Here is a 23,675-nt window from a genome sequence, read left to right as displayed (position 1 = left end):
TGCGCAACAATATTACCGAAGTAGCTTATAATGTGCAGTCCACAGTAGATGCCAAACATTGCCTCCCTATTGATTACCAGGTCACCAACCACAATGATTCCAAGGCCATGGGCGCCATGATCCGCAGGTCCAAAACCATCTTAAGAACCACCACGTTCACCGCGCTCTTTGATAAGGGCTACCATACAGGCTCTGAACTGGAAATCGCCCAGAAGCTAAAGATCAAAACCCTGGTGGCCATTCCGGGTCCTGCTTTCGGATTTTTTGCAGGAATGATATTCGCTAGTGAATTAAAAGATAAATTTATTTATTTCAGTTTGACGATATTCGGAGCTACTCTAATTCTTTTGAAAAAAAGAATTAAAATACCTGTGAACGATAATAAATTTGACTGATAATTGAATTGAAAAGCAAAAAATTAATTAAAGATGGAAAATCCTAAACTTTCAAGTCATACGAGTAGTAGGAATTCATAAAAATTAACAGAACAAGGGTATCTACCACACCAACTGCATCTTGATTAGCTGACTTTCTACCGATAGCTTTGCTCTAAAATAATTTTATTATGAGCAAACAGGAAGAAATGTACAATTTGGTTACGGAATATCGTAATAGCGACCTTTCGGAAAAGCTTTCCGGTATTTCATGGATCGTTGGGACCAGCTCAGTGCCTATCCTTATGATGGCATCCTGGAGATCGACAATAATTTAGTGGAAAATGCCGTCAACCCATTGGCCCTTGGCAGAAAAAATTACCTGTTTGCCGGCTTCTCATAAAGCAGCAGAAAGAGCGGCAGGAATCTATTCCTTCTTCGCAATCTGCAAAAAACACGAGGTAAATCCATATGAATGGCTCAAATACGCCCTGGAAAATATGATGTCCATAAACCACAAGGACATCCCGAATCTCTACCCGCAGAATTACAATAAATTCCAGCAAGCCTAAAATTAAGTCTACAAGAAGGCAACCGGTAAATAAAATTATGCTAAGTTAAAAAAAATGTGGTTGGCGGGGCGCATACTTGTATCCTACCTTTTAAAACAATTTTTTTCTGAAAATGATAGCCAATTTATGGCGTTATCAGCTTTGCAATGTGGATGCTTTCTGCAGGCTTAATTTTTTGTTAATCATTTCAATACACTCACAGTTATCTTTACTTTAATAGGAAGATTTAGTATTATATTCAGCAAAAACATCTCCTAATACAATTTCAATGGCTCAGAAAGAGAAAAACAGAGAAGTACAGGTTGAAAACCGTGAATGGCTGGAATCTTTCCGATGGGTTCTTAAAAATGAGTCGGCTGAAAGAGCTAAGGATTTGCTTGATCTCTTAAAAAATGAGGCTGCTCAACACTCTATTTCTGTTGAAGAAAAGCCGGTTTCACCATATATAAATACTATTTCTCCTGAAAAAGAGACCGCTTATCCCGGAGATTTGGATATTGAAACCAAGCTTCTGGGAATGATCAGGTGGAACGCTATGGCGATGGTAGCCAGAGCAAATAAAGAAAGTTCAGGGATTGGAGGGCACATTTCTACATATGCTTCCATTTCAAATCTCTGGGAAGTAGGCTTCAACCATTTTTTTAAAGGTATTGATGATGGCCATGGAGATAATATCTATTTCCAGGGGCACGCTTCGCCGGGTATTTATGCAAGGGCATTTTTGGAAGGCCGCTTATCTAAAGAACATCTTGAAAATTTTCGGCGGGAAATAAAATCCGAAAAAGGCCTTACCTCCTATCCGCACCCCAAACTCATGCCAGAGTTTTGGAACCACCCCACCGTCTCCATGGGCCTGGCTCCTATAACTGCTATTTACCAGGCACGGTTTAACAAATACCTTGAACATCGTGGCTTAATTGAAGAAAATAATCAAAAGGTTTGGGCATTTTTGGGAGATGGCGAAATGGATGAGCCGGAATCCCGCGGCGCCCTTAGCATCGCCGCTCAGGACAAACTGGACAACCTAATTTTTGTGGTAGATTGCAACCTTCAACGACTGGATGGGCCGGTTCGTGGCAACCAGAAGATCATCCAGGAACTTGAAGGCACCTTTAAAGGAGCCGGGTGGAATGTGATTAAGGTCCTTTGGAGCTCAGACTGGGATCCTCTGTTCGCCAGGGATAAACATGACAAACTCATTACGAAGTTAAATAAATTACCTGACGGCCAGCTTCAGAAATTTGCTTTTGAACCCGGTGAATATATGCGGAAGCATTTATTTGGGGAAGACGAAGACCTGCAGGAGCTGGTTAATAACCTTTCAGATACAGAACTTAAGAACCTAAGACGTGGCGGGCATGATCCGGTAAAGATTTATAATGCCTATAAAGCCGCTGTGGAACACAAAGGCCAGCCAAGCGTAATCCTTGCACAAACTATTAAAGGCTATGGCCAGGGAGATGCAGGTGAAGCCAGCAATGTGGCCCATCAAACTAAAAAAATGAAAAAGGTTGGGTTAAAGCATTTTCGGGATTTTTTTAATGTGCCTGTTTCAGATGATGCTCTGGAAGATTTACCATTTATCAAGCCTGAAGAAGGTAGCGGGGAACTGAAATATTTAATACAGCACCGGGAGAATAAGGGAGGATTTATTCCGAAGCGAAAAGATAAAAGTGAGGCTTTAAAGGAACCGGACGATTCTGTTTTTAGCAAATTCTTTGAAGGTTCGGGGGAAGACCTGGCAGCTTCAACCAGTGTGCTGGTGCAAATACTCAGTAAGCTTCTTAAAGATAAAAATGTTGGTAAATATATCGTCCCAATTATTCCCGATGAATCCAGGACTTTTGGAATGGAATCTTTATTCCAACAGGCTGGTATTTATGCGGAAGGCGGACAAAAATATGATCCTGTAGATAAGGGCAGCCTGCTCTATTATAAGGAATCTGCCAAGGGTATTATTCTGGAAGAGGGGATTACTGAAGCCGGCTGCATCAGCGAATTTATTGCAGCCGGAACATCTTACCTCAACCACGGGCTTAACATGATTCCCTTCTATTTCTTCTACTCCATGTTCGGGTTTCAGCGAACTGCCGATCTTATTTGGGCAGCTGCCGACGCCGGGGCCAAAGGTTTTCTTATAGGCGGAATTTCAGGGCGAACAAGTCTGCCCGGCGAAGGCCTGCAACACCAGGATGGGAACAGCCATTTATTCGCGCTGACTTTTCCCAATCTCAAAGCCTACGATCCGGCGTTTGCCTACGAGGTGGCTGTGATTGTAAAGGAAGGAATCAAAAAGATGTACACCCAAAAAGAAAATTGTTTCTACTACATTACGGTAGGCAATGATACTTATAAGATGCCTGAAATGCCTGAAGGAGTTGAAGAAGGTATTCTGAAGGGGATGTACCGTTTCGTGAAATCTTCAAATAAAAGACTTAAAAAGAAAGCGCATCTTTTTGGCAGTGGTGCGATTATGAAAGAGGTTCTTAAAGCAGCAGAAATACTGGAAAAAGATTATAAAATAAAGGTAGATATATGGAGTGTAACCAGCTTTAAATCACTTTATGACAATGCCTTGGATACAGAACGGGAAAACCGGCTCAAAGCTCAAATGAACAAAGAACTCAATTATATAGAAGAGTGTTTAAAAGATGAAAAGGGTGTTTTTGTGGCAGCGACAGATTATGTTAAAGCCCTGCCGGAAGCGGTGGCAAAATATTTTCCGAAGAAGTTAAGCGTTTTGGGAACCGATGGTTTTGGGCGTAGTGATGCCCGCGAAGAGCTTCGGGATTTCTTTGAAGTAAGCGCTGCCCATATTGTATATACGGTTTTGTATGAATTTGCCCTTCAGGGTGAGCTGAAATCTAATGATTTAAAAGAAGCCGCAAAAAACCTGATTATCAATCCTAAAAAACCTAATCCCAGGACCTCCTGAATTCTTCAACATCAACATAGTAAAACATGGCAACCGAAATAAAAATTCCGCAGATAGCAGAAGGTGTAGAATCAGCTACTGTAACAGAAATACTTGTTAAAGAAGGTGATACCATTGAAAAAGAACAATCTGTTATTGCAGTAGAATCAGATAAAGCTTCTGTTGAAATTCCTAGTCCCGAAGCTGGAACCATCACTTCTATTGAAGTAAGCGAAGGGGACGAAGTTAGCGTTGGCGATGTGATTTTAAAGCTGAAAGGCGGAGATTCCGAAGAAAGCGATTCCGAAGAAGATAATTCTGAAGAAAATGATTCTGAAAAAGAGGAAAAAGGTAAAAAAGATCAATCTGGGGAAGACCATAAGAAAGCACCTGAAGAGGATAATTCCGAAGAAGAAAGTTCAGAAGAGAAAAAGAAGAAACAAGTAAAAGAGCAGGAATCTTCTGACGACGAAAATGAAGAAGAAGGGGAAGAAAAAGAGGAAGAGGAAAAAGAGAATAAAGAAGATAAAGTATCAAAAAACGAAAATAATGGTGAAAAGGAAACTTCAGCTTCAGGCGGAATTCCGGCAGCGCCAGGTGTGAGGAGGCTGGCACGGGAATTAGGAATAGATATCCGGGAAGTCAAAGGCAGCGGCGCCGATGGAAGGATTAGTAAAGAAGATTTAAAAGATTTTAATAAAACCGGGAAGGAGAAAAAAGCTTCTTCAACGGGATTATCACTTCCGGATTTCAGCAAATGGGGAGAAACTGAGAGAAAACCTCTTTCTGGTATTAGAAAGGCCACCGCCAAAAGTACTTCCGCAGCATGGAGCAATATTCCACATGTATTTCAATTTGATGAAGCCGATATTTCAGATATTGAAGAATACATGGAAAAGCTTAAGAAAAAATCGGAGGCAGGTATTACCATAACGGCTATTCTTGTGAAAATTGCCGCCACCGCCCTGCGGCAGTTTCCTAAATTTAATGCGAGCATAGATATGGAAAATGAGGAAATGATCCTTAAAAAATACGTAAATATTGGGGTGGCGGTAGATACCGAAAAAGGTCTTTTAGTTCCTGTAATTAGAGATGCCGATCAAAAGACCATTATTGAAATTGCAACAGAAATCACTGCATTGGCAGAAAAAGCAAGAGAAGGAAAATTGACTGCAGAGGAAATGCAGGGAGGAAATTTTACAATTTCGAACCTTGGCGGGATAGGCGGCACTAATTTTACTCCTATAGTATACCACCCCCAGGTGGCCATACTTGGTGTTTCCAGGGCTAAAAAACAACCCGTGTATATAGATGATAATTTTGAGCCAAGGGATATCCTGCCACTTAGCTTATCTTATGATCACCGGCTGATTGACGGAGCTGAAGGGGTAAGATTTCTACACTGGATTTCCCGTGCATTGGAAAATCCTTTTGAAGCTTTACTCGGAGCATAATTCCAAAAATTTATGGCTGAAAAAACTGAAAAGAAGGAACTTATTATTATTGGTGCAGGCCCGGGTGGTTATGCCGCCGCTTTTCGTGCTGCAGATCTTGGTACAAAAGTCACCTTAATTGACCCTGAGGCTAATCCCGGTGGCGTTTGCCTTTACCGGGGCTGCATTCCTTCAAAAGCTTTGTTGCATCTTGCAAAGGTGAAACAGGAAGCATTGGCAGCTGCCGAATGGGGAATGAGTTTCAGTGAGCCGGAGATTGATGTGAAGAAAATCAGGAAATGGAAAGACAAGGTAGTTGAAAAACTTACCAGCGGACTTGGCCAATTATCCAAAGGCAAAAAGATAGAATACATTAAAGGCAATGCTGAATTTGTTTCAGATAGGAAAATAAAAATACAACCGGCTGAATCTGATGCTTATGAAACTGAATTTGAAAATCTTATCCTCGCCACCGGCTCGGTTAATGTTTCCCTGCCCGGAATTGAGATAGACCATAAAAAAATTATCGATTCCAAAGATGCCCTGGATTTAAAAGATATTCCTGAATCCATGCTGGTTATTGGGGGTGGATATATTGGCCTTGAACTGGGCAGCGTTTATGCGGCAATAGGCACAAAGGTTTCCATAGCCGAAATGACTCCAGGCTTTCTTCCGGGCGCAGACCGTGACCTGGTAAAAATATTTGAAAAAGAACATCCGTTTGAGGAGTTATATTTCAACACGAAAGTTGAAAAAGTTGAAATAAAAAAAATGAAAGTAAAGGTTTCGCTGAAAGGCAAAGATGAACAATCTGAAGAAAAAAAATTTGATAAAGTCCTGGTTGCCGTTGGAAGAAGGCCAAATACTGAAAGCCTTTCCCTCGATAAAGCCGGAGTTGAAGTTGATGAGAAAGGTTTTATAAAAGTAAATGTTAAGCGTAACACCAGTATGAAGAACATTTATGCAATCGGCGACCTTACCGGAGAACCATTACTTGCCCATAAAGCTAATTATGAGGGAAAAATTGCCGCGGAAGTAATTGCAGGAATCAAAGGCGCCGCTTACGATCCCGTGTCTATTCCTGCTGTTGTATTCACCAATCCGCAGCTGGCCTGGTGCGGGTTGCAGGAAGAGCAGGCAAAAAGTAAAAATATCAACTTCAAAATTCTAAAATTCCCGTGGAATGCTTCCGGGCGTGCGGTTGCAGTGGGAAATCGCAATGGAATCACTAAAATTCTGGTAGAAAGCAAAACCGGGAGAATCCTGGGTGGCGGGGTGGCAGGAAAAAATGCCGGCTCCCTTATTCCGGAAATTTCCCTGGCTATAGAAATGGCCTCAACTGCAGAAGATCTTGCTCTAAGCATTCATCCCCACCCCACTCTTTCTGAAACCATTATGGAATCTGCGGAAATCTTCTCTGGCAGTCCTACACATATATCCAAGTAGTTGTAACTGCTAAGACAGCGTAAAAGACCTTTCCACTTTTTTAAACCGGGCAATGTTTCTAAATATCAGTGGAAGAATTAAAGAATAACTTAATTCTTAGCTTAAAAGCATAAAAAAACCTGATCAGAAATTTTTAAATCTAATCAGGTTTATTTCGAAGCCTTGAATACTTCTAGGCCACAGTTATAGAAGGATATTTAGCCTTTATTAGCATATATACTCCATATCCCGCCAGGCCAATTGCTACAATTCCTAAAACTATAGATCCAAATTCCTGTTGAATATAGCTGAAGGCATCGGTTTGGGTTTGAACATTGCTCCCACTGGATAAGCCGGATTTAAGCGTTAGGTAAGCCATTAGTCCAAATACAAGTCCCCTGGCTGTATGCCCAAATTTGCCCGCATTTACCAGTAATTTCTGTTCCTTTTCGTCCATACCTGCTTCCTCTACTTCCTCCCTGAACTTTCCGGAATATGCCCTGTAAATATCATAAATAGCTTTTATAGCCATCCCAATTCCTATAATAATCGCAATAGTGTCACCATTAGAACCAGACATTAAGGAACCCATCATAGAACTACTGCCTCCCCCCGAAGAGCTGCTCCCACTACCAAAAGCAAGTTTAAAAGCATAATAAGCCAATCCGCCATAAAGGAGTCCACTAATAAAATATGCTGCTCTTTTGGCATAACCCTTAGCATCATCATGCAAGCCTTTGGGGTTGCCAATTGACTGGTAAAATCTCCAGAATACATATCCCAAGAGGCCTATACCCATAATTACAAGTAATATCTGGCCATAAGATTGCTGTGCCAGATATTGCAATGCTCCTTTGCTGCCGGTTTTTTCTCCTCCCTGGCCGAAAGCTGCAAGTGCTGTTAATATCCCAATTAAACAATAGACTGCTCCCTTGGCCGCCATGCCAAAACGTGCGAAATTCTTCTTCTTACTACTCATACTATTTTTTGGTTGTTGTTGGTTAACTGTTGATTATAAAGTTATAGGAAATTAAAAAGCTTACTAAATATTTCAACTAATTTTATATTTAGTTTAGCTTTTCAAGTACTGATATGAGAATTTTTCAGGCAATTTACCCTCAACAACCATCGGAAAGAATTAATTTCGATAATTTTAATTAAATGGAGTATCAAATTGATTAGCCTGATTGCGCAGACTATATCTTAATACCAGGTTTGCATTCCAAAAAGTATGGATCAGGCTTCTGATTTTGATGCTATTCGCAATGCCCTGACAATTCCCTTTTTGGCCAGGGGAATCTTAAAATCATTTTCTCCAAAGCCTTTGGCTCCTTCCAAAGCTTTTTCAGCAACCTCCATAAATAAATTTTCTGAAGGAGCCTGCCCCAGTAACATTTCTTCTGCCTCACGATTGCGCCAGGGTTTTGGCGCCACACTTCCCAGCACTAAACGTGCTTTTGTAATCTTCCCGCTTTCCATCACCAGGGCAGCAGCAACAGAAACAAGTGCAAAGGCAAAAGAATGACGGTCGCGTATTTTCAAATAATAAGAATTTTCAGCAAATTCCTTTGATTCTTCAGGCAAATCGATAGCCGTAATTAATTCTCCTTCTTTTAAAACCGTTTCTTTCCATGGAGTATCTTCAGGCAACAGATGGAAATCAACAACAGGAATACTTCTTTCACTGCCATCCGACAGCCGTGTTTGTATAACAGCATCCATTGCTGTAAGTGCAGTGGCCATGTCTGAAGGATAAGAAGCAATACATTTTTCTGAAGTTCCCAGGATAGACAACAATCGGTTTTCTCCATTTATCGCAGAACAACCACTCCCCGGTTCCCTTTTATTACAGGGAAAAGGCGGCGACATAAAATATGGGCAACGTGTTTTTTGCAACATATTGCCCCCATTGCTAGCTTTGTTGCGCAACTGTGCAGAAGCACCTAACAAGATTGCCTGGGAAACAATAGGATAAGCTTCCTTGAGTTCTTTATTCGCAGCTGTTTCGCTGTTGCTGGCCATAGCGCCGAGCCGCAGCCCGCCATTATAGGCTTTAATTGTTTTAAAATCAAGATGAGATACATCTATTAAATAATCCGGATGCACAACATCCCTTCTTATTAGATCTACCAGATTGGTTCCTCCTGCTAAAAATTTCGAATTTTCCTGCCGGGAAGCTGTTGCTGTTGCCTCTGAGGCTTCTTTCGCTTTTGTATATTGAAAAGGATACATTTTACATTTTTTTTAGAAGTGATTTGTCATAATTCCCATCCCGTACAGTTTTGATTGCAGCTACTATGCCTTTGTAAGCGCCGCAACGGCAAATATTACCGCTCATCCATTCCTGTATTTCATCATCGCTCCCGGCTCTATTGTTTTCCACCACTTTTATCGCAGACATGATTTGGCCAGAGGTACAATACCCACACTGGAAGCCGTCATGTTCAATAAAAGCTGCCTGCATGGGATGAAAATCCTCTTCTGAACCTATACCTTCTATAGTGGTCACCTCCTGCCCATCTATTTGTGCGGCAAGTGTAAGACAGGAATTAATCCGTTCTTTACCTATAAATACTGTACACGCCCCGCAGGCGCCCTGGTTGCAGCCTAATTTGGTTCCGGTAAGGCTAAGTTGTTCCCTTAGCAGGTTAAGCAGACTGGTACGGGGATCTAACTTCATCTTCATCTGTCTTCCGTTAATGCTGGTTTCAATTTCAACAAACTTTTCGAAGGGAAGCGCCGGGGCATCAATAGCTTCTGCAGCTAAGGTGGCGTAGGGTGCAATGGCCATTCCTCCTGCTGCAAGAATAGCTCTTGAAATAAACTTCCTCCTGCTAATCTTTGCCTCAATCAAAGATTTCTCTTCCGGCCATAGATCTTCCTGCTTTCTTTCTATCTCTTCTTTCTTCATCTTATGCTTTTTGCTGCTGTTATATTAATTTATCGAGGGTGATAGGCAGTTTTCTTATTCTCTTACCGGTGGCATTGTAAATAGCGTTGGCAATAGCGGCTGCTACTCCCGTGGTACCAATTTCACCAATTCCCCGGCCACCGTGAGAACTAAATTTATAATCAGGGATGTCCAGGTATTCTACCTGCAAATCATTAATATCTGCATTTACGGGAACATAGTATTCGGCCAGATCGGCATTTACCACATGGCCGTGGTCGTATTTTGTATGTTCCAGCAGGCCCATTCCGTAGCCAAAAATAATTCCGCCGTAAAACTGACTGTTACCGAGTTTCCGGTTAATCACCTTTCCCACATCGTAAACCGCCGTAATTCGAGGAATAGTAATTATACCCAAATCGGGATCTACATTGGCTTCTACAAAAACAGCCCCGAAAGACTGGTACGCGTAACCCTCTTCCTGTTTAGCCCCTGTTTCATCTGTGGAATAGGTTACACTTATATTTTCCTCTCCACTGCGCTGCACAATATTTTCAATGTTTTCACCTTCAGATGACCCATCGCTAATTTTACCATTTTCAAATTGCAGTTCATTTTCATTTATCTGAAAATATGGACTTTCACTTTGGCCTATTGCCGTACTGCCTAGTTTTTTTCTTAATTTTTCAGCAGCCAATTGAACATAACTTCCTGCTGAAGCAGTAACCTGCGAACCTCCTGAAAGCGGGCCTTTGGGGTAATCTGAATCTCCTATTTCCACGATCACTTTTTCAAAAGGCACACCAAGTGTATCGGCCACAATCTGGCCTAAAACAGTATAAGTTCCGGTACCTATATCTTGCGTTGCAGTACGCAAAAGTACTGTCCCGTCTTTTCTCAAAGTAAGGTTACATTCCCCGCCGGAACGATGGGCGGGATAAGTGGAAGTAGCCATACCATGCCCAACTAAAACACCGTCTTTTAGCATTTTTCCCGGATTTTTATTCCTGTTTTCCCAGCCGAATAACTGTGCTCCACGTCTATAACATTCTTTTAAATGCTTGGAAGAAAATGGCAAATCTTTCTTCAGGTCCCTGTCAGTATCATTAATAATCCTGAATTCAACAGGATCCATATTCAGCTTTTCGGCCATTTCATCCATGGCAGCTTCCAAAGCGTAAGTTCCACTGGATTCGCCCGGGCCTCTCATATAAGTTGGAGTTGGTAAATTGAGCCTGCCGTATCTGTGCTTCATGGAAAAGTTGGGAATATCATACAACATGGCTGATGTTACCCCGCAGGATTCATAAAAAGTACCCACTTTGGAAGTATAGGAATAAGTATCATGTGCTCCCGCTTCCAGCTTCCCGTTTTTGTCTGCGGCCAGGGTTACTTTTTGAATAACTTTTGGCCGGTGTCCCACAGAGGTAAACATATCTTCCCGGGTAAGGAACATTTTTACCGGCCGGCCCGTCATTTTTGCGGCCATGGCGGTCAGCAATGTATGTGGCCATAAAGTTCCTTTACAGCCAAAACCTCCCCCAATATGCTGGGCAATCACCCTAACGTTTTTAGGTTCCAGACCAAAAGCACGGGCAATTCCTTCCTGATGATTGGAAACGCCCTGTGTGGCATCATAAACCGTGAGCCGGTCTCCATCCCAAATAGCTGTGGTGGCCGAGAGTTCCATTGGGTTATGATGTTCAGTAGGGATCTCGTATTCCTCACTTATTACCACATCGGCCTCATTTTTGGCGGTTTCAAAATCTCCCCGGCTGTACTGCAATTCTTCCGGCCGTGGTTCGTAGTAGTCCTTTAAAACACTGCTGCGATCTGTACGCCCCTCCCCTTTTTTATAGGTCACTTTAAGCCGGGAGGCCCCTAATTGCGCATCTTCAATATTACTTGCCACCACAATGGCAATATCCTGACCGGCAAAATACACTTTCTTATCTGCCAGTGGTTCCCTGCTAATTTCTTCAGATTCAACATCGGGATTACCTTCCGAAGGCTTTTTAGTAGAATTCAATTTCAGGGCATTGCCGGAATGGATTAGCATTTCTATTCCAGGAATATCCTGGATAGAACTTTCATCTATATTTTCAATGGTTCCGCTGGAAATATGGCTCTTCACCATTATGGCATAAAGCGGCTTATCTACTTCATATTCCAGGGCATATTTTGCCTTTCCCGAAACCTTATCGAGTCCATGCATGCGGTTTCTCGCTTCACCTATCATTTGTGCTTGTAGTATGGATTATTAATTTATTTCAAATCCTTGAAACGGGGAGATTGAGAGATTTGAAATCGCTAAATTGTTTCTTCAATTTAAGTCATTCCTTCTACCTGTTCCTGTTAAACTACAGATTTTAAATTTAATTTAACAGCTGCTGAAGTTTATTTGGATGGAAAGAAGCAGATTATTTGGAGTACCTGTCCAGCAAATTTTGATAATCCTGCGGAGTGTCTATATCAAGAATGCGTTCTCCAGCATTTAAAGCAATAACCGAATCACGTTCACGTCGCAGTATATTTTTTGCGCCTTTATCTTCTTTTAAATTTGCCAGTTCCTTAAAATAGTTCTGCGGAAAAACTGCAGGCACGCCCAGAGAGCGCGGATAGGATGTAGCTATAATTGTTGAAGGATTTTCACCGGCATGTTTAAGCATTTTATCTACATAGCCGGAATCTACCAATGGCTGATCTCCTAACATTACCAAAGCAGCGCTAATTTTTTCTTTATGCTGAAGAAAATATCTGATCCCGGCCGCTATTGAAGAGCCAAGTCCTTGCTGCCAGTTCTCATTTTTGACAACAATACAATCGTAATTCTGAATTTTTGAAACGATCTCTTCTGAATATGCCCCAAGAACAATAATTACCTCAGCTGCAGCTGAAGCTTTTGCCTCTTCTATAACTTTTCCCAATAATATACCATCTTCCAGGGGTAAAAGCTGTTTGGCCTTGTTCATACGCCGGGAAGCGCCGGCTGCTACTATTATAATACTTGCTTTACTCAAAATCAGGTGTGGATTTTTCCAATTTTCTCCCGAAGCGAAAATGCCTGTTTTCCCCTTGTTACTGTCAGGATTTCAGATAATACAGAAACCGAAATTTCCTGTGGTGTTTCGGCTCCAATATCCAGTCCTGCCGGGCCGTATATTTTATCGAGGAAATCGGCATCTATCTCCGGGTGATATTCAATAAAAGCGTTGAAAATCTTTTCGCGGCGTTTCGCTGCACCCAGCAAGCCTATATAAACGGCTTTACTATCTTTAAGGGCTAGAAGAAATTTAAGATCGGTGGCATAACTGTGGTTCATCAGCATCACTGAAGTTTCACTATCTATTTCCAGTTGCTGAATTTCCTCCGGCATTAAATGTAAAACTTGCTGTGCTCCCGGGAAATTTGCCTTTGTACGCGGATCTTTAGGCGAAGCATTTACCAAAACCTCCCAACCTAAAAGTGATGCTGCAGAACATAATTGTACCGCATCATGCTCTGCCCCAATAATCAGCATTCTGAACAGTGGCTTCATTTCCTGTTTAAAAACAGAAAGTTCTTCTGTTTTTTCTGCGGAAGTATTTTCTGAAAAACCCACTTGTTTTCCATCGTCAAACTTTATTGCAGATCCCATTCCTGCAGTCTGGCATTCTTCTTTTCTGAAAGCAGATGCTATAAAAAACCTTTGTCTTTCCCTGAAAGTTTTTTCAAGCAGTGTTTGCAGTTCTTCTGAAACCGAAAAAGGTTCAAGCAAAATATACAATATCCCTTCGCAGCCCAACCTGTAACGGCCGTCGTAGGTCATTACTTTGGAACATCCGTTCTTAAAAACATTCTGTGCCTGGTTTAAAACCTCTTTTTCCACACAACCGCCACTAACTGCCCCGGTCATTTTACCATTTTCGGCAATAAGCATGCGCACCCCGGGTTTTCTGTAAGAAGAACCATCGAGAGCCACTACCGTGGCGAGAACACTTTTTAAATTTTCTTCCTGATTTTTTAAACAGGCTTCAATAATTTTTTTGAATTCGTGGGTCATTTTGAAATTTTATTTTATCCACTAAATCTTTTATGACAAGGCAAATAATGTCGGAATTTAGTCAAAAATCAGGCTTCGACTGCGCTCAGCCGGACAAACCGATTAAAATATTTAAAATTGATACTAAATTATGTAATTTTTTTGCGCAAGGGATAGCAGCGGCATCCTTTTGCAGCGCGGCAGGGCTGCAAAAGATACAGCGGATAGCCCGGGCCGCAGGCTGCGCCCAAATTCTCCCTACCTTAACGCAAATATTTTTCCACCGGATTAATGGGCAAATCCCGGTACCGTATTCCCGTGGCATCAAAAACCGCGTTTGCAACAGCAGCGGCAGAAGGTCCCTGTGCTGCTTCGCCCGCACCCAGAGGCTTTTCGTCCACACGGTCTATAACCTCCACTTCTACTTCGGGAATTTCCTCAAACCTGAAGATAGGATACCTGTGCCAGTCTACACTGGTAATATGCTGCTTATCAAACCGCACTTCCTCACGCAAAGCCCAGCTGGCGGCCTGTACCATTCCGCCTTCAGTCTGATTCTTTAACCCGTCGGGATTTATAGTTTCCCCGGAATCAATTACTCCCCACATCTTTTTTACCCGAAAGATACCATCATCCATCTTCTTAACATGGGCAGCAACGGCAAAATAAGAAGCAGAATTTTTGTAGCGCGAAAAGGCATATCCCAGTCCTTCGTTTTCACCAGGGCGAACATTGCTCGTCTTCTCTTTTATTTTTTTAAGGCAGGTAATCGCGCGCTCATCACTGAGATGATTTATGCGGAATTCTACCGGATCTTTACCAGCCTTTTGGGCCAGCTCGTCTATAAAACATTCTATTCCGAAGATATTCCCATAAGCGCCAAGACCTCTCAATGCCGACTTTCTCAGTGGCCCCTGGAAAATATGGGATGTGGTCTGCAAAGTTTCTATAGTATAATAGGGCGTGGAATTTCGTACTGCACCTCCCTTAAATCCAATTCCGGGTACACCGTGTCCTTTATCCAGAAAACGTGCGGGCAACAAAGTTTCCGGCTGGCCATTGGGGCGTGTACTATGCCCATCGGACCAAAAATCATATTTCCAACCTTTAATTTTTCCGTTGGAATCCAACCCGGCCTGCAGTTCCATGATCATAGCTGTTCCATAAGGTTCCCAGCAATGTTCGTCGTTGCGCATCCACTGCAGCCTTACATGCCTCCCGGGCAAATTTACCGCCAGCAGCGCAGCTTCGGCAGCAACATCATCTGCACCATTATGGCCGTAACAGCCGGAACCGGGAACTCCTTTAACATGAATGGATTCTGCGGGCATGCCCAAAAGTGCCGCCAAAGTCTCCCGCAGCGGATATACGCCCTGGCTATGCGTCCAGACACTGAGTTTATCATTATCAAAAAAAGCCACCGCGCAGGAAGGGCCATTAGCGGCATGCATAATATAAGGCTTATAGTACGAGGCGCTGTGCTGAATGGGCGCTTCTTCAATGGTACTTTGCCAATCCCCTTTTTCTTCTTCAACCTCTACATCTGCATCCAGGGTTTTCAAGTATTCCTTTAAGGGCACCTCTGCAGGTAATTCTTCATCATCGTCCCATTGCGCACGATTGTTAACCTCCCAGCTTAATTTGATAGCCTCAAATTCTTCTTCTGCAATAACACCTACAAAACTCCCGATACGCACCAGTTTTAAAAAACCAGGGAAATCTTCCAGGCCTTCTTCATCTAAAGAGGCTAATTTTGAAGTGTAAGAAGTTGGCCTAATAATCCTGGCGTGCACCATATTTGGAAACTCAAGGTCCTGTACATACTCATGCTGCGCCCGTACCATGGCAGAAATATCTTTTCTCAATACCGGCTGGCCTACATATTTTCGCCTGGTTTTACCATAGATTTCTGAAGGCTCTCCTATTTCTTCGCTAATCTGCCTGCCTTCCAGTAAATCGTAAAGTGTCATTTTATTAGTGCCGGCAATAATATTTCCATCTTCCAGGCTTACTTGAGATACAGGAATTTCCCATTTTTTTGAAGCCAGATTTAGCAATTTTTCCCGCGCAGCCGCAGCCGCCCTCCTAATTGACATGGCACTGGTTTCTATAGAATGGCTTCCCGCGGTGTAGCCCTCATTGGCTGTAACACCGGTTTCGGCTAAATTTACCTCCACAAGATCGGGACTGGTATTTAATTCTTCAGCAGCCATTTGCGCCACGGCAATTCTTATTCCCTGCCCAAGTTCCATTTTGCCGGTAAGCACCAGTACGCTCCCATCTTCCAATACTCGCAACCAGGCATTTATCCTGTCTGGCCGGTTGGAATTCTCAGTAGCAGCTTCGCTGTTACCGGCATTACCTCCCCCTTCATTGTTTTCTTCTTTAGTGTTCATACAGGCAGCACCTAATATGGTAAAGCCAATACTGACATATCCTAACTGTCTTATAAACTCTCGCCTGCTGGTTTTCATAGTTCCTTTTTATGAAGTTGAAGCTTTTTTCACCGCCTTTATTACCCTGGGATGAACCCCGCAGCGACAAATATTCCTGTACAATGCCGCCTGTATTTCTTCATCTGAAGGATTGGAATTTTTCTTAAGAAGCCCCACCGAAGCCATTACCAACCCGTTTAGGCAATAGCCACATTGTGCCGCCTGTTCTTCTACAAATGCCTGCTGTACCTTGTGCAGGTTGCCTTCTTCATCAACCAGGCCTTCCAGGGTGGTAATTTCCATATCGGTCGCGTTTTCTACTGACATCAGGCAGGAGGGGTTCGCCTTTCCGTCATAAAGTACCATACAGGCCCCGCATTGCGAAAGTCCACAACCAAATTTAGGACCTTTTAAGCCAAGGTTGTTTCTTAATACATAAAGTAAAGGAGTCTCCGGGTCTACATTAACCTCGTGCTCCTTTCCATTTACCTTTAATGTGATTTTCCTTTTCATAAATTTAAATTTGTTCTGCTTCGGCGGTACTTAATCCCATGTCTTTATCCAGGGTGATGGGCAAGGCCATAAAATTCCCTAAACTACTCCGCCTGAACGGGAAACGGCTCTAATCAATTTAGCTTCAGAATTATTATTCATCATCTTTAACAGGTTATGCATCTTTCTAATATTCACCAGGCCGTACGAAAATAAATGCAGGGAAAAATTCAAAAAACAAGTTGCACAGAAATTACATTAATTAAGAACAAGAAGAAGAAACACATTAAAGGTTTAAATTTATTTTAACATCCAATGCAACTGAATTTAAGGTATTTCTTAACGAAAATATAATTTGATGATTAGGCAGGTATATTTGGAAGTATTTATCATTAATTTTAGCCTTAATTATTAATCCCTTCCCTTGCTGTTCTTTGCATACGGAAGCTATTAAAATCTTTTCCTTTGAGTTTACCAGGCTTTTGCTTTATAAAACGAGCTATACTATTGTTATTAATCGGTTTTACGATTTCTGCCTGTAAAGAAAAAAAATTGGTGGGATTGAGGATTGCCACCGCGGCCAATATGCAGTTTGCCATGAACGAACTGGTACAGGAATTTACCGAAAAAACGGGTGTTCCTTCTGAAATAATCGTGAGTTCTTCCGGCAAGCTCACTGCGCAAATAAAGGCAGGCGCACCTTATGATGTTTTTGTTGCCGCTAATATGAAATATCCTAATGAGCTTTATAATTCCGGAATCACAAAGGAAAAACCTGAAATTTACGCTTTTGGCAGCCTTGTTCTATGGACTTTAAAAGACAGCTTAAAACCTTCAGTAGAAATATTGCGGGACCAAAGGCTGAAACACATTGTTGTGGCAAATCCCAAAACAGCGCCATACGGTACGGCAGCGATCGCTTTTTTAAAAAACAAAGGCCTTTATGAAGAGTTGAAACCAAAACTGGTGTTTGGCGAAAGCATTTCTTCAGTGAACCAGTTTATATTTTCTGAATCTGCCGAAATAGGTTTCACCGCACAATCTGTGGTTTTGTCTCCAAAAATGAAGGGAAAAGGTGCGTGGATTAAACTGGATGCAAATAGTTATCCTCCAATTGAACAGGGAGTGGTACTAATTGCGCAGAAAGATGAAAAAAAGGCTGAAAATGCTGCGGAATTTTATAAATTCCTTTTTTCGCCTGAAGCGCAACAAATCCTTCAGGATTATGGCTACCAACCCGTGCAATGAACATTTTAAAAGGAGAAATATCGGCTATTGAGAGCAGCGGCAGTTTATCTATACTGGATATTTTAGTAACAGGGGTTCAGCTAAAAGTAATTGTAGTGGAAACACCTGAAACAGCTTCTTACCTGAAAACCGGAAAAAAAATGCGCCTGCTGTTTAAAGAAACGGAGGTGATATTGTCCAAAAACACACTTCCTTATATAAGTATTGAAAATCAATTTCCGGGCAGGGTGCTGGAAATAATAAAAGGAGAATTATTGAGTGAAGTAAGAATAAAAAGCCTTGGAAGCGAAATTTCTGCTGTTATTTCCAGAAAAAAGCTGGAGGAAATACAGTTAAAAATCAATTCTGAAGTGGTGGTAATGATGAAGTCCAACGAAATAATGCTTTCAGAATAATGGCATGGAGCCCCTTGTTTCTCACGCTAAAACTTGCGCTTTTAAGCACCTTTTTTCTTGTTATAGCAGGAGTGCCGCTTGGCTATTGGCTGGCCTATACCAAAACAAAACTTAAACCAATAGCTGAAGCCGTAATTAGCATGCCGCTAATTTTACCGCCCACAGTGCTGGGGTTTTACCTGCTTATGGCCTTTGGGAGTTCCAGTTCTACTGGCCGGTGGTTGCAGGATACGCTGGATATACAGCTGGTATTTTCTTTTACCGGACTGGTACTGGCCTCGGTAATATACAGCCTTCCTTTTATGATACAGCCTATACAATCTGGATTTTCAAACCTTCCGGAGAATTTAAAAGAAGCTTCTTACACATTGGGAAAGTCTAAACTGACTACTTTTTTAAAAGTACTTTTACCTAATATAAAAACTTCATTGTTAACGGGAATGGTGCTCACTTTTGCTCATACCATCGGGGAGTTTGGTGTTGTTCTTATGATTGGTGGGAATATCCCCGGGGAAACCCGCGTGGCTTCAATCGCCATTTATGACGAAGTGGAAGCCTTAAATTACGCTTCTGCCAACAAGCTTTCCCTGGTACTTTTTGCTATTTGTTTCGCAATTTTGCTGCTTGTGTACATCATCAATAACGGAAAAAGATTTTGGAGATGATTGAGTGTGAATTTCAGAAGACATTAAAAGCCGCTTCCGGGGAAATGCTGCTGGACGTGAATTTCAGCTTAAAAAAAAGGTCTTTTACAGTTATTTATGGCGAATCCGGGGCGGGAAAAACCACCATATTAAGAATGATGGCGGGATTACTTGCCCCTGAAGACGGAAGAATGAAAGTAGAAGAAACTGTTTGGCTGGATACACAGCGAAAAATTTCACTGGAGCCACAGAAACGCAACATAGGAATGGTGTTTCAGGATTACGCATTGTTTCCTAATATGACGGTAGAAGAAAACCTGGAATTTGCATCGGGCAGTAAAAAAGACAAATCTCACCTGGAAGAACTAATCTACATTACCGGGCTCAGCGGTTTTAAAGATAGAAAACCCGCCACGCTCTCCGGCGGACAACAGCAACGGGTAGCGCTGGCAAGGGCACTGGTAAGAAAGCCTAAAATTCTTCTTTTAGATGAACCACTTTCAGCTTTAGACCACAGCATCCGCGGAAAATTACAGGATTATATTTTAAAATTGCACCGCAAATTTGCACTGACCACAGTTTTGATTAGCCATGATCCCGGAGAAATTATTAAACTGGCCGATAAAGTTCTTGTCCTTGAAAATGGGCAAATTACCAGAGAAGATAAACCCGTAACTATTTTTACAAAGAGCAAACTCAGCGGAAAATTCCAGTTTGCAGGCGAAGTCCTGGAAATAAAACCTGAAGGTGTGGTTACCATTTTAAGCATCCTGATTGGCAGAAATGTGATAAAGGTAATTTGTATGGAAGAGGAAGTAAAAACCATCAAAGCCGGAGACCAGGTTTTAGTTGCCTCCAAGGCATTTAACCCGGTGGTGAAGAAAATTAAATAAACTTAATTATTATGATCAATCAAAAGGAAGCTTTTCAAAAAGTATTGGAAACCGTAAAAGATTTTGGAAATGAAGTAATCCCACTTCTTGAAGCTACCGGAAGAATTTTAGCTGAAGATATTGAAGCCGATCGCGATTTTCCGCCTTTTGACCGTGTTACCAAAGATGGATATGCGATAAATTCAAAAGCCCTGGATGAAGGAGTCACTACCTTTGAAATAGAAAGTATAGGGGCGGCTGGTTCACCACGGGCAAAACTGGAAAATTACAAAAATTGTATCGAGATTATGACGGGGGCGGTTTTACCTGAGAATACCAATACCATTATTATGTATGAGCATACACAAGTTAAAGATGGTAAAATGCATATTGAAGTGCCTCCTGAAAAAGGACAAAATATCCATTTAAAAGGAGGAGATATTTCTAAAGGCGAAATAATTCTCACTAAAAACCGCAGGATCTCAGGTAAAGAAATGGGCGTAATGGCCGCAGTGGGAAAGGCTCAGGTCCTTGTAAAGAAATTACCAAAAGTATGCCTTATTTCCACAGGGGACGAATTGGTTAATATAGGGGAACAACCTTTGCCCCACCAAATAAGGAATTCTAACGGGATGAGCCTATACGGAGCTCTTTCTGCAGAAAATATCTATCCGGAATTTCTTCATCTGAAAGATGAAAAGAAGCAGATAAGAGAAAAATTAAAAGCCGCACTGGAAGAAAATGATGTCCTTCTTTTAAGCGGAGGCGTTTCCAAAGGAAAATTTGATTACCTGCCTGAAATTATGGAAGAACTGGAAGTGGAAAAAATATTCCACCGGGTTGCACAGCAGCCGGGAAAACCGCTCTGGTTTGGGGTTCAAAATAAAATGGGAACAAATGTTTTTTCTTTTCCCGGGAATCCTATATCCACCTTTGTAAATTTTCATATTTATTTTAAGCCGTGGCTAAAAAAATGCCTCAATATAAGACCCCGCCCTCAAAAGGTACAACTTCAAAAAGAGTTTGAAAACAAGGGTGACCTTACCAGGTTTTTACTGGTCTCTATTGCGTCTGAAGAAGGAGTTCTAAAAGCGAGCCTCATTGGCGGCAACGGTTCGGGTGATATGATTAGCCTTACCAGGGCAGACGGAATTATTGTTGTTCCACCAAAATCAGCCATTTTATCAGGAAGTGCTGTAGAATTTATTGCATTTTAAAATTCGCGGTTTTGCAGATTTATTGTTCTGGGGTTAAAATACCAAATTTTAGTATATATAAACCTGCCAGGTTTTGGAAACCTGGCAGGTTTGCTTTATTAAATGATAAAACACTGACAATCATCAAGAAGGGATTGAAAAATTAGCTCGTGAATAGCAGTACCTTTAAACAAGACTTGAACGAAAAATTTATTCCTTTTAAAATCGGCTAAACCTTAACGCAGAAGTTAAGAAAACAAAACCTACAAGGTTTTATAAACCTTGCAGGAATCTAAAAAAATCTTAGCCCGAAAGTTACAGCACCTTGCCCGGCTTTATAGAAAAGTCCCTGAACAAGCCGAAATCTTCACTCGCTACATCACAGGGATTGAAAAATTAGCTCGTGAATAGCAGTACCTTTAATGAAGACTTGAACGAAAAATTTATTCCTTTTAAAATCGGCTAAACCTTACCGCAGAAGTTAAGAAAACAAAACCTACAAGGTTTTATAAACCTTGCAGGAATCAAAATATCTTAGCCCTAAAGTTACAACACCTTGTCCAGCGTTATTGGCAATTCCCTTACCCGCTTTCCGGTGGCGTTATATATGGCATTCGAAATAGCAGAAGCCACTCCAACAATTCCAATTTCACCCAGGCCTTTAGCTCCTAAAGGGTTCACGATATCATCCTGCTCTTCCACAAAAATCACATCAATTTCCTTAACATCTGCCTGCACGGCAACATGGTATTCGGCCAGGTTGGCATTCATAATCCTGCCGTTGCGGCTATCCATCATTCCTTCTTCCTCCAGGGCCATTCCTATCCCCCAGGTAACACCACCAATAATCTGGCTCTCCGCAGTTTTTGGATTCAGGATCTTTCCTCCGGCAATAGCGTTTACAACTCTGGGAATACTAATCATTCCCGTATCTTCATCTACATGCACCTCAACCATCACGCAGGAATGGGTGTAGCAGGAATAATTGCTCCGGCTATCTTCGGGTTCGGAATTCACCTCAACCTGAATAGACTTTTTCTCAGCAGAACTAATAATTTCAGCGTAAGAAATTGTTGCACCGCTACCTGCGCTTAGCCCGGCATTGCTAAATGTGGCGTCTTCAATAAGCTTATTTTCAAACACATCGGGATGTGTTTGGGTGGCAAGCTCAAATATGCTTTCCTGCAATGCGGAACACACCATTTTTACCGCAGAACCTACTGATGATGCGGTCCATGAGCCACCTTCTATTGGTGCATCTGGCAAAGTGGAATCTCCCAGTTTAAATTCGACATTTTCAATAGAAAGGCCAAGTATTTCCGCAGCAATCTGTGACATAATGGTATAGGTACCCGTACCAATATCTGCTGTACCGGAACTCACTGTTAATTTACCTTCTGAAGTAAGAATAGCTTTTGCTGAAGATTTTTGCTGCATAGCCTCCCAAACCCCGGATGCCATTCCATATCCAACAAGCTGATTCCCTTGTTTAATACTTCGGGGTTCCGATTTGCGCTTTTGCCAGCCAAACTTTTCAGCAGCCCTTTGGTAACAGGCTTTTAATTCCTTACTGGAAAAAGGTTTATCTTCATTTTGGTCTTTTTCAGCATAATTAATAATTCTTAATTCCAGCGGATCCACCCCTGCTTCTATCGCCAGTTCATCCATGGCACATTCCAGCGCATACATACCGGTACTTCCCCCCGGAGCGCGCATATCCAGCGGCGTATAAACGTCTACCGGCACCAGTTGATAATCCAGTGCCACATTTTCACACTGGTACATTAGCCCGGACCAATCTACTACTGTTTCATTAAATTTCTCAAACCGGGATGTTTCAGCGAAAGCCTGGTGACGGATGGAGGTGAGTTTTCCACTTTTATCTGCGGAAAGTTTCATGCGTTGCAAACAGGCGGGGCGGTGCCCAAAACTGAACATTTGGGTCCTGGTCATTACTACTTTTACCGGAAGCTTTAGCGCTTTTGAAGCCATAGCAGCAAAAAACAGCTGGTATTGCGGGCGTAAACCGGAGCCGAAAGCTCCTCCAATAAAGGGAGAAATTACCCTTACTTTTTCTTTTTCAAGGTTAAAAATCCCGGCTATATACCCCTGGCTGCTGCTCACGCCCTGGATTTTATCATAAATACTAAAACTCCCCTCTTCTTCATTCCACGAAGCCACAGAAGCAAAAGGCTCCATAGGATTATGATATTCCCGCGGCTGGTAATATTCTGTGTCAATCTTTACTTCTGAAGAGTTAAAAGCATCTGCGGCGTTCCCTCTTGGCTCTGGCGGTTCGGGCACATCTTCATGGGTGGCATTATCAAGATTCCTGCGAATATCGACTTCATAAGCTTCCTCTTCTTCATATTCTACCTGAACCAGGCCTGCAGCAAAAGCAGCGGTTTCAAAAGTATCTGCCACCACCATGGCAACAGGCTGGCCATTATACAGGATATTCTCATCATATAAAGGACGAAACGGATTGCCCGGAGGTGCAAGCGGATCTGTATAATCGGAATCTATTTTAACTTCCACCGGCACATTTTCATGAGTAAATATTTCCCTTACCCCGGGAACCTGCAGTGCCTTTTCCTTATGAATAGCGGTTATTTTACCTTTTGCAATTGTACTGTTAATAATATAACCATGTACCAGGTCTGCCGGATTAAATTCGGCAATATAAGGTGCCTGCCCGGTAACTTTTTTTATACCATCTACCCTTCGCGTAGATTTTCCAATATATTTTGTGTCTGCTATCATA

17 protein-coding genes and 2 pseudogenes are annotated in these 23,675 nt (G+C 42.0%); 10 read left to right on the top strand and 9 right to left on the bottom strand.

The annotated features are described in order from the left end of the window. From RM553_RS19730 to lpdA, 5 genes and pseudogenes are all read left to right on the top strand, one after another. Positions 1 to 245, top strand: a pseudogene (locus tag RM553_RS19730) (transposase); the annotation flags it as partial. Positions 246 to 624: 379 nt separating this feature from the next. Beyond that, positions 625 to 946: pseudogene (locus tag RM553_RS07520) on the top strand (IS66 family transposase); the annotation flags it as partial. A gap of 268 nt (positions 947 to 1,214) precedes the next feature. Further along, positions 1,215 to 3,881 (top strand): pyruvate dehydrogenase (acetyl-transferring), homodimeric type, encoded by a 2,667-nt coding sequence (gene aceE / locus RM553_RS07515; RefSeq protein ID WP_311534306.1) that lies wholly within the window; start codon positions 1,215 to 1,217, stop codon positions 3,879 to 3,881. 26 nt (positions 3,882 to 3,907) lie between these two features. Beyond that, a complete protein-coding gene (locus RM553_RS07510; protein ID WP_311534305.1) occupies positions 3,908 to 5,314 on the top strand; it encodes a 2-oxo acid dehydrogenase subunit E2 in 1,407 nt (468 codons plus the stop codon). A 12-nt stretch (positions 5,315 to 5,326) separates the two neighbouring features. After that, a complete protein-coding gene (lpdA, locus tag RM553_RS07505; protein WP_311534304.1) occupies positions 5,327 to 6,739 on the top strand; it encodes a dihydrolipoyl dehydrogenase in 1,413 nt (470 codons plus the stop codon). Between the two features lie 172 nt (positions 6,740 to 6,911). On the opposite strand, the gene RM553_RS07500 is transcribed toward lpdA, so the two are convergent. The 8 genes from RM553_RS07500 to RM553_RS07465 form a co-directional block, all read right to left on the bottom strand. Beyond that, on the bottom strand, positions 6,912 to 7,697 hold the full coding sequence (locus RM553_RS07500; protein WP_311534303.1) for a DUF1206 domain-containing protein: 786 nt from the start codon (positions 7,695 to 7,697) through the stop codon (positions 6,912 to 6,914). 257 nt (positions 7,698 to 7,954) lie between these two features. Beyond that, positions 7,955 to 8,950, bottom strand: coding sequence for an FAD binding domain-containing protein (locus tag RM553_RS07495; protein WP_311534302.1), 996 nt, complete (start codon positions 8,948 to 8,950; stop codon positions 7,955 to 7,957). Between the two features lies 1 nt (position 8,951). After that, the gene (locus tag RM553_RS07490) at positions 8,952 to 9,629 is read right to left on the bottom strand and encodes a (2Fe-2S)-binding protein (RefSeq protein WP_311534301.1); all 678 of its coding nucleotides are present in this window, start codon (positions 9,627 to 9,629) and stop codon (positions 8,952 to 8,954) included. 19 nt (positions 9,630 to 9,648) lie between these two features. Next, positions 9,649 to 11,847, bottom strand: coding sequence for a xanthine dehydrogenase family protein molybdopterin-binding subunit (locus RM553_RS07485; RefSeq protein ID WP_311534300.1), 2,199 nt, complete (start codon positions 11,845 to 11,847; stop codon positions 9,649 to 9,651). 181 nt (positions 11,848 to 12,028) lie between these two features. After that, positions 12,029 to 12,628 carry a nucleotidyltransferase family protein gene (locus tag RM553_RS07480; protein ID WP_311534299.1) on the bottom strand — a complete coding sequence of 200 codons (600 nt, stop codon included), beginning with the start codon at positions 12,626 to 12,628 and terminating at the stop codon, positions 12,029 to 12,031. A gap of 2 nt (positions 12,629 to 12,630) precedes the next feature. Next, the gene (locus tag RM553_RS07475) at positions 12,631 to 13,650 is read right to left on the bottom strand and encodes an XdhC family protein (RefSeq protein WP_311534298.1); all 1,020 of its coding nucleotides are present in this window, start codon (positions 13,648 to 13,650) and stop codon (positions 12,631 to 12,633) included. Between the two features lie 242 nt (positions 13,651 to 13,892). Further along, on the bottom strand, positions 13,893 to 16,103 hold the full coding sequence (locus tag RM553_RS07470) for a xanthine dehydrogenase family protein molybdopterin-binding subunit (protein WP_311534297.1): 2,211 nt from the start codon (positions 16,101 to 16,103) through the stop codon (positions 13,893 to 13,895). 9 nt (positions 16,104 to 16,112) lie between these two features. After that, positions 16,113 to 16,577 (bottom strand): (2Fe-2S)-binding protein, encoded by a 465-nt coding sequence (locus RM553_RS07465; protein WP_311534296.1) that lies wholly within the window; start codon positions 16,575 to 16,577, stop codon positions 16,113 to 16,115. Between the two features lie 534 nt (positions 16,578 to 17,111). On the opposite strand from RM553_RS07465, the gene modA reads away from it, so the two are divergent. Genes modA through RM553_RS07440 form a run of 5 tightly spaced genes read left to right on the top strand, consistent with a single transcriptional unit; the run spans position 17,112 to position 20,932 of the window. Beyond that, the gene (gene modA, locus RM553_RS07460; RefSeq protein WP_311534313.1) at positions 17,112 to 17,804 is read left to right on the top strand and encodes a molybdate ABC transporter substrate-binding protein; all 693 of its coding nucleotides are present in this window, start codon (positions 17,112 to 17,114) and stop codon (positions 17,802 to 17,804) included. Continuing rightward, positions 17,801 to 18,199, top strand: a complete 399-nt coding sequence (locus tag RM553_RS07455; protein WP_311534295.1) for a TOBE domain-containing protein — start codon at positions 17,801 to 17,803, stop codon at positions 18,197 to 18,199. The genes modA and RM553_RS07455 overlap by 4 nt, the downstream gene beginning before the upstream one ends. Then, positions 18,199 to 18,864, top strand: a complete 666-nt coding sequence (modB, locus tag RM553_RS07450) for a molybdate ABC transporter permease subunit (RefSeq protein ID WP_311534294.1) — start codon at positions 18,199 to 18,201, stop codon at positions 18,862 to 18,864. The genes RM553_RS07455 and modB overlap by 1 nt, the downstream gene beginning before the upstream one ends. Continuing rightward, positions 18,861 to 19,736 (top strand): ABC transporter ATP-binding protein, encoded by an 876-nt coding sequence (locus RM553_RS07445; protein ID WP_311534293.1) that lies wholly within the window; start codon positions 18,861 to 18,863, stop codon positions 19,734 to 19,736. The genes modB and RM553_RS07445 overlap by 4 nt, the downstream gene beginning before the upstream one ends. An 11-nt stretch (positions 19,737 to 19,747) precedes the next feature. Continuing rightward, positions 19,748 to 20,932 carry a molybdopterin molybdotransferase MoeA gene (locus tag RM553_RS07440; RefSeq protein ID WP_311534292.1) on the top strand — a complete coding sequence of 395 codons (1,185 nt, stop codon included), beginning with the start codon at positions 19,748 to 19,750 and terminating at the stop codon, positions 20,930 to 20,932. Between the two features lie 525 nt (positions 20,933 to 21,457). Here the strand turns inward: RM553_RS07440 and RM553_RS07435 are convergent. Next, the gene (locus RM553_RS07435; protein WP_311534291.1) at positions 21,458 to 23,674 is read right to left on the bottom strand and encodes a xanthine dehydrogenase family protein molybdopterin-binding subunit; all 2,217 of its coding nucleotides are present in this window, start codon (positions 23,672 to 23,674) and stop codon (positions 21,458 to 21,460) included. Position 23,675: the final 1 nt, after the last annotated feature.

The organism is Autumnicola tepida (genome assembly GCF_031846485.1).
In the GTDB taxonomy this organism is placed as follows: domain Bacteria; phylum Bacteroidota; class Bacteroidia; order Flavobacteriales; family Flavobacteriaceae; genus Autumnicola; species Autumnicola tepida.
The sequence above is the reverse complement of the archived record's forward strand: the minus strand, read 5'-3'. Positions and strand labels throughout refer to the sequence as shown.

Bases quoted from the DNA above. Each gene is read 5' to 3' on its own strand.
- RM553_RS07455 (WP_311534295.1), top strand. From the start codon at position 17,801: ATGAACATTTTAAAAGGAGAAATATCGGCTATTGAGAGCAGCGGCAGT.
- RM553_RS07465 (WP_311534296.1), bottom strand. From the start codon at position 16,577: ATGAAAAGGAAAATCACATTAAAGGTAAATGGAAAGGAGCACGAGGTT.
- RM553_RS07475 (WP_311534298.1), bottom strand. From the start codon at position 13,650: ATGACCCACGAATTCAAAAAAATTATTGAAGCCTGTTTAAAAAATCAG.
- RM553_RS07440 (WP_311534292.1), top strand. From the start codon at position 19,748: ATGATCAATCAAAAGGAAGCTTTTCAAAAAGTATTGGAAACCGTAAAA.
- RM553_RS07490 (WP_311534301.1), bottom strand. From the start codon at position 9,629: ATGAAGAAAGAAGAGATAGAAAGAAAGCAGGAAGATCTATGGCCGGAA.
- RM553_RS07435 (WP_311534291.1), bottom strand. From the start codon at position 23,674: ATGATAGCAGACACAAAATATATTGGAAAATCTACGCGAAGGGTAGAT.
- modB (WP_311534294.1), top strand. From the start codon at position 18,199: ATGGCATGGAGCCCCTTGTTTCTCACGCTAAAACTTGCGCTTTTAAGC.
- RM553_RS07500 (WP_311534303.1), bottom strand. From the start codon at position 7,697: ATGAGTAGTAAGAAGAAGAATTTCGCACGTTTTGGCATGGCGGCCAAG.
- RM553_RS07445 (WP_311534293.1), top strand. From the start codon at position 18,861: ATGATTGAGTGTGAATTTCAGAAGACATTAAAAGCCGCTTCCGGGGAA.
- RM553_RS07495 (WP_311534302.1), bottom strand. From the start codon at position 8,950: ATGTATCCTTTTCAATATACAAAAGCGAAAGAAGCCTCAGAGGCAACA.
- RM553_RS07470 (WP_311534297.1), bottom strand. From the start codon at position 16,103: ATGAAAACCAGCAGGCGAGAGTTTATAAGACAGTTAGGATATGTCAGT.
- lpdA (WP_311534304.1), top strand. From the start codon at position 5,327: ATGGCTGAAAAAACTGAAAAGAAGGAACTTATTATTATTGGTGCAGGC.
- RM553_RS07510 (WP_311534305.1), top strand. From the start codon at position 3,908: ATGGCAACCGAAATAAAAATTCCGCAGATAGCAGAAGGTGTAGAATCA.
- aceE (WP_311534306.1), top strand. From the start codon at position 1,215: ATGGCTCAGAAAGAGAAAAACAGAGAAGTACAGGTTGAAAACCGTGAA.
- RM553_RS07485 (WP_311534300.1), bottom strand. From the start codon at position 11,847: ATGATAGGTGAAGCGAGAAACCGCATGCATGGACTCGATAAGGTTTCG.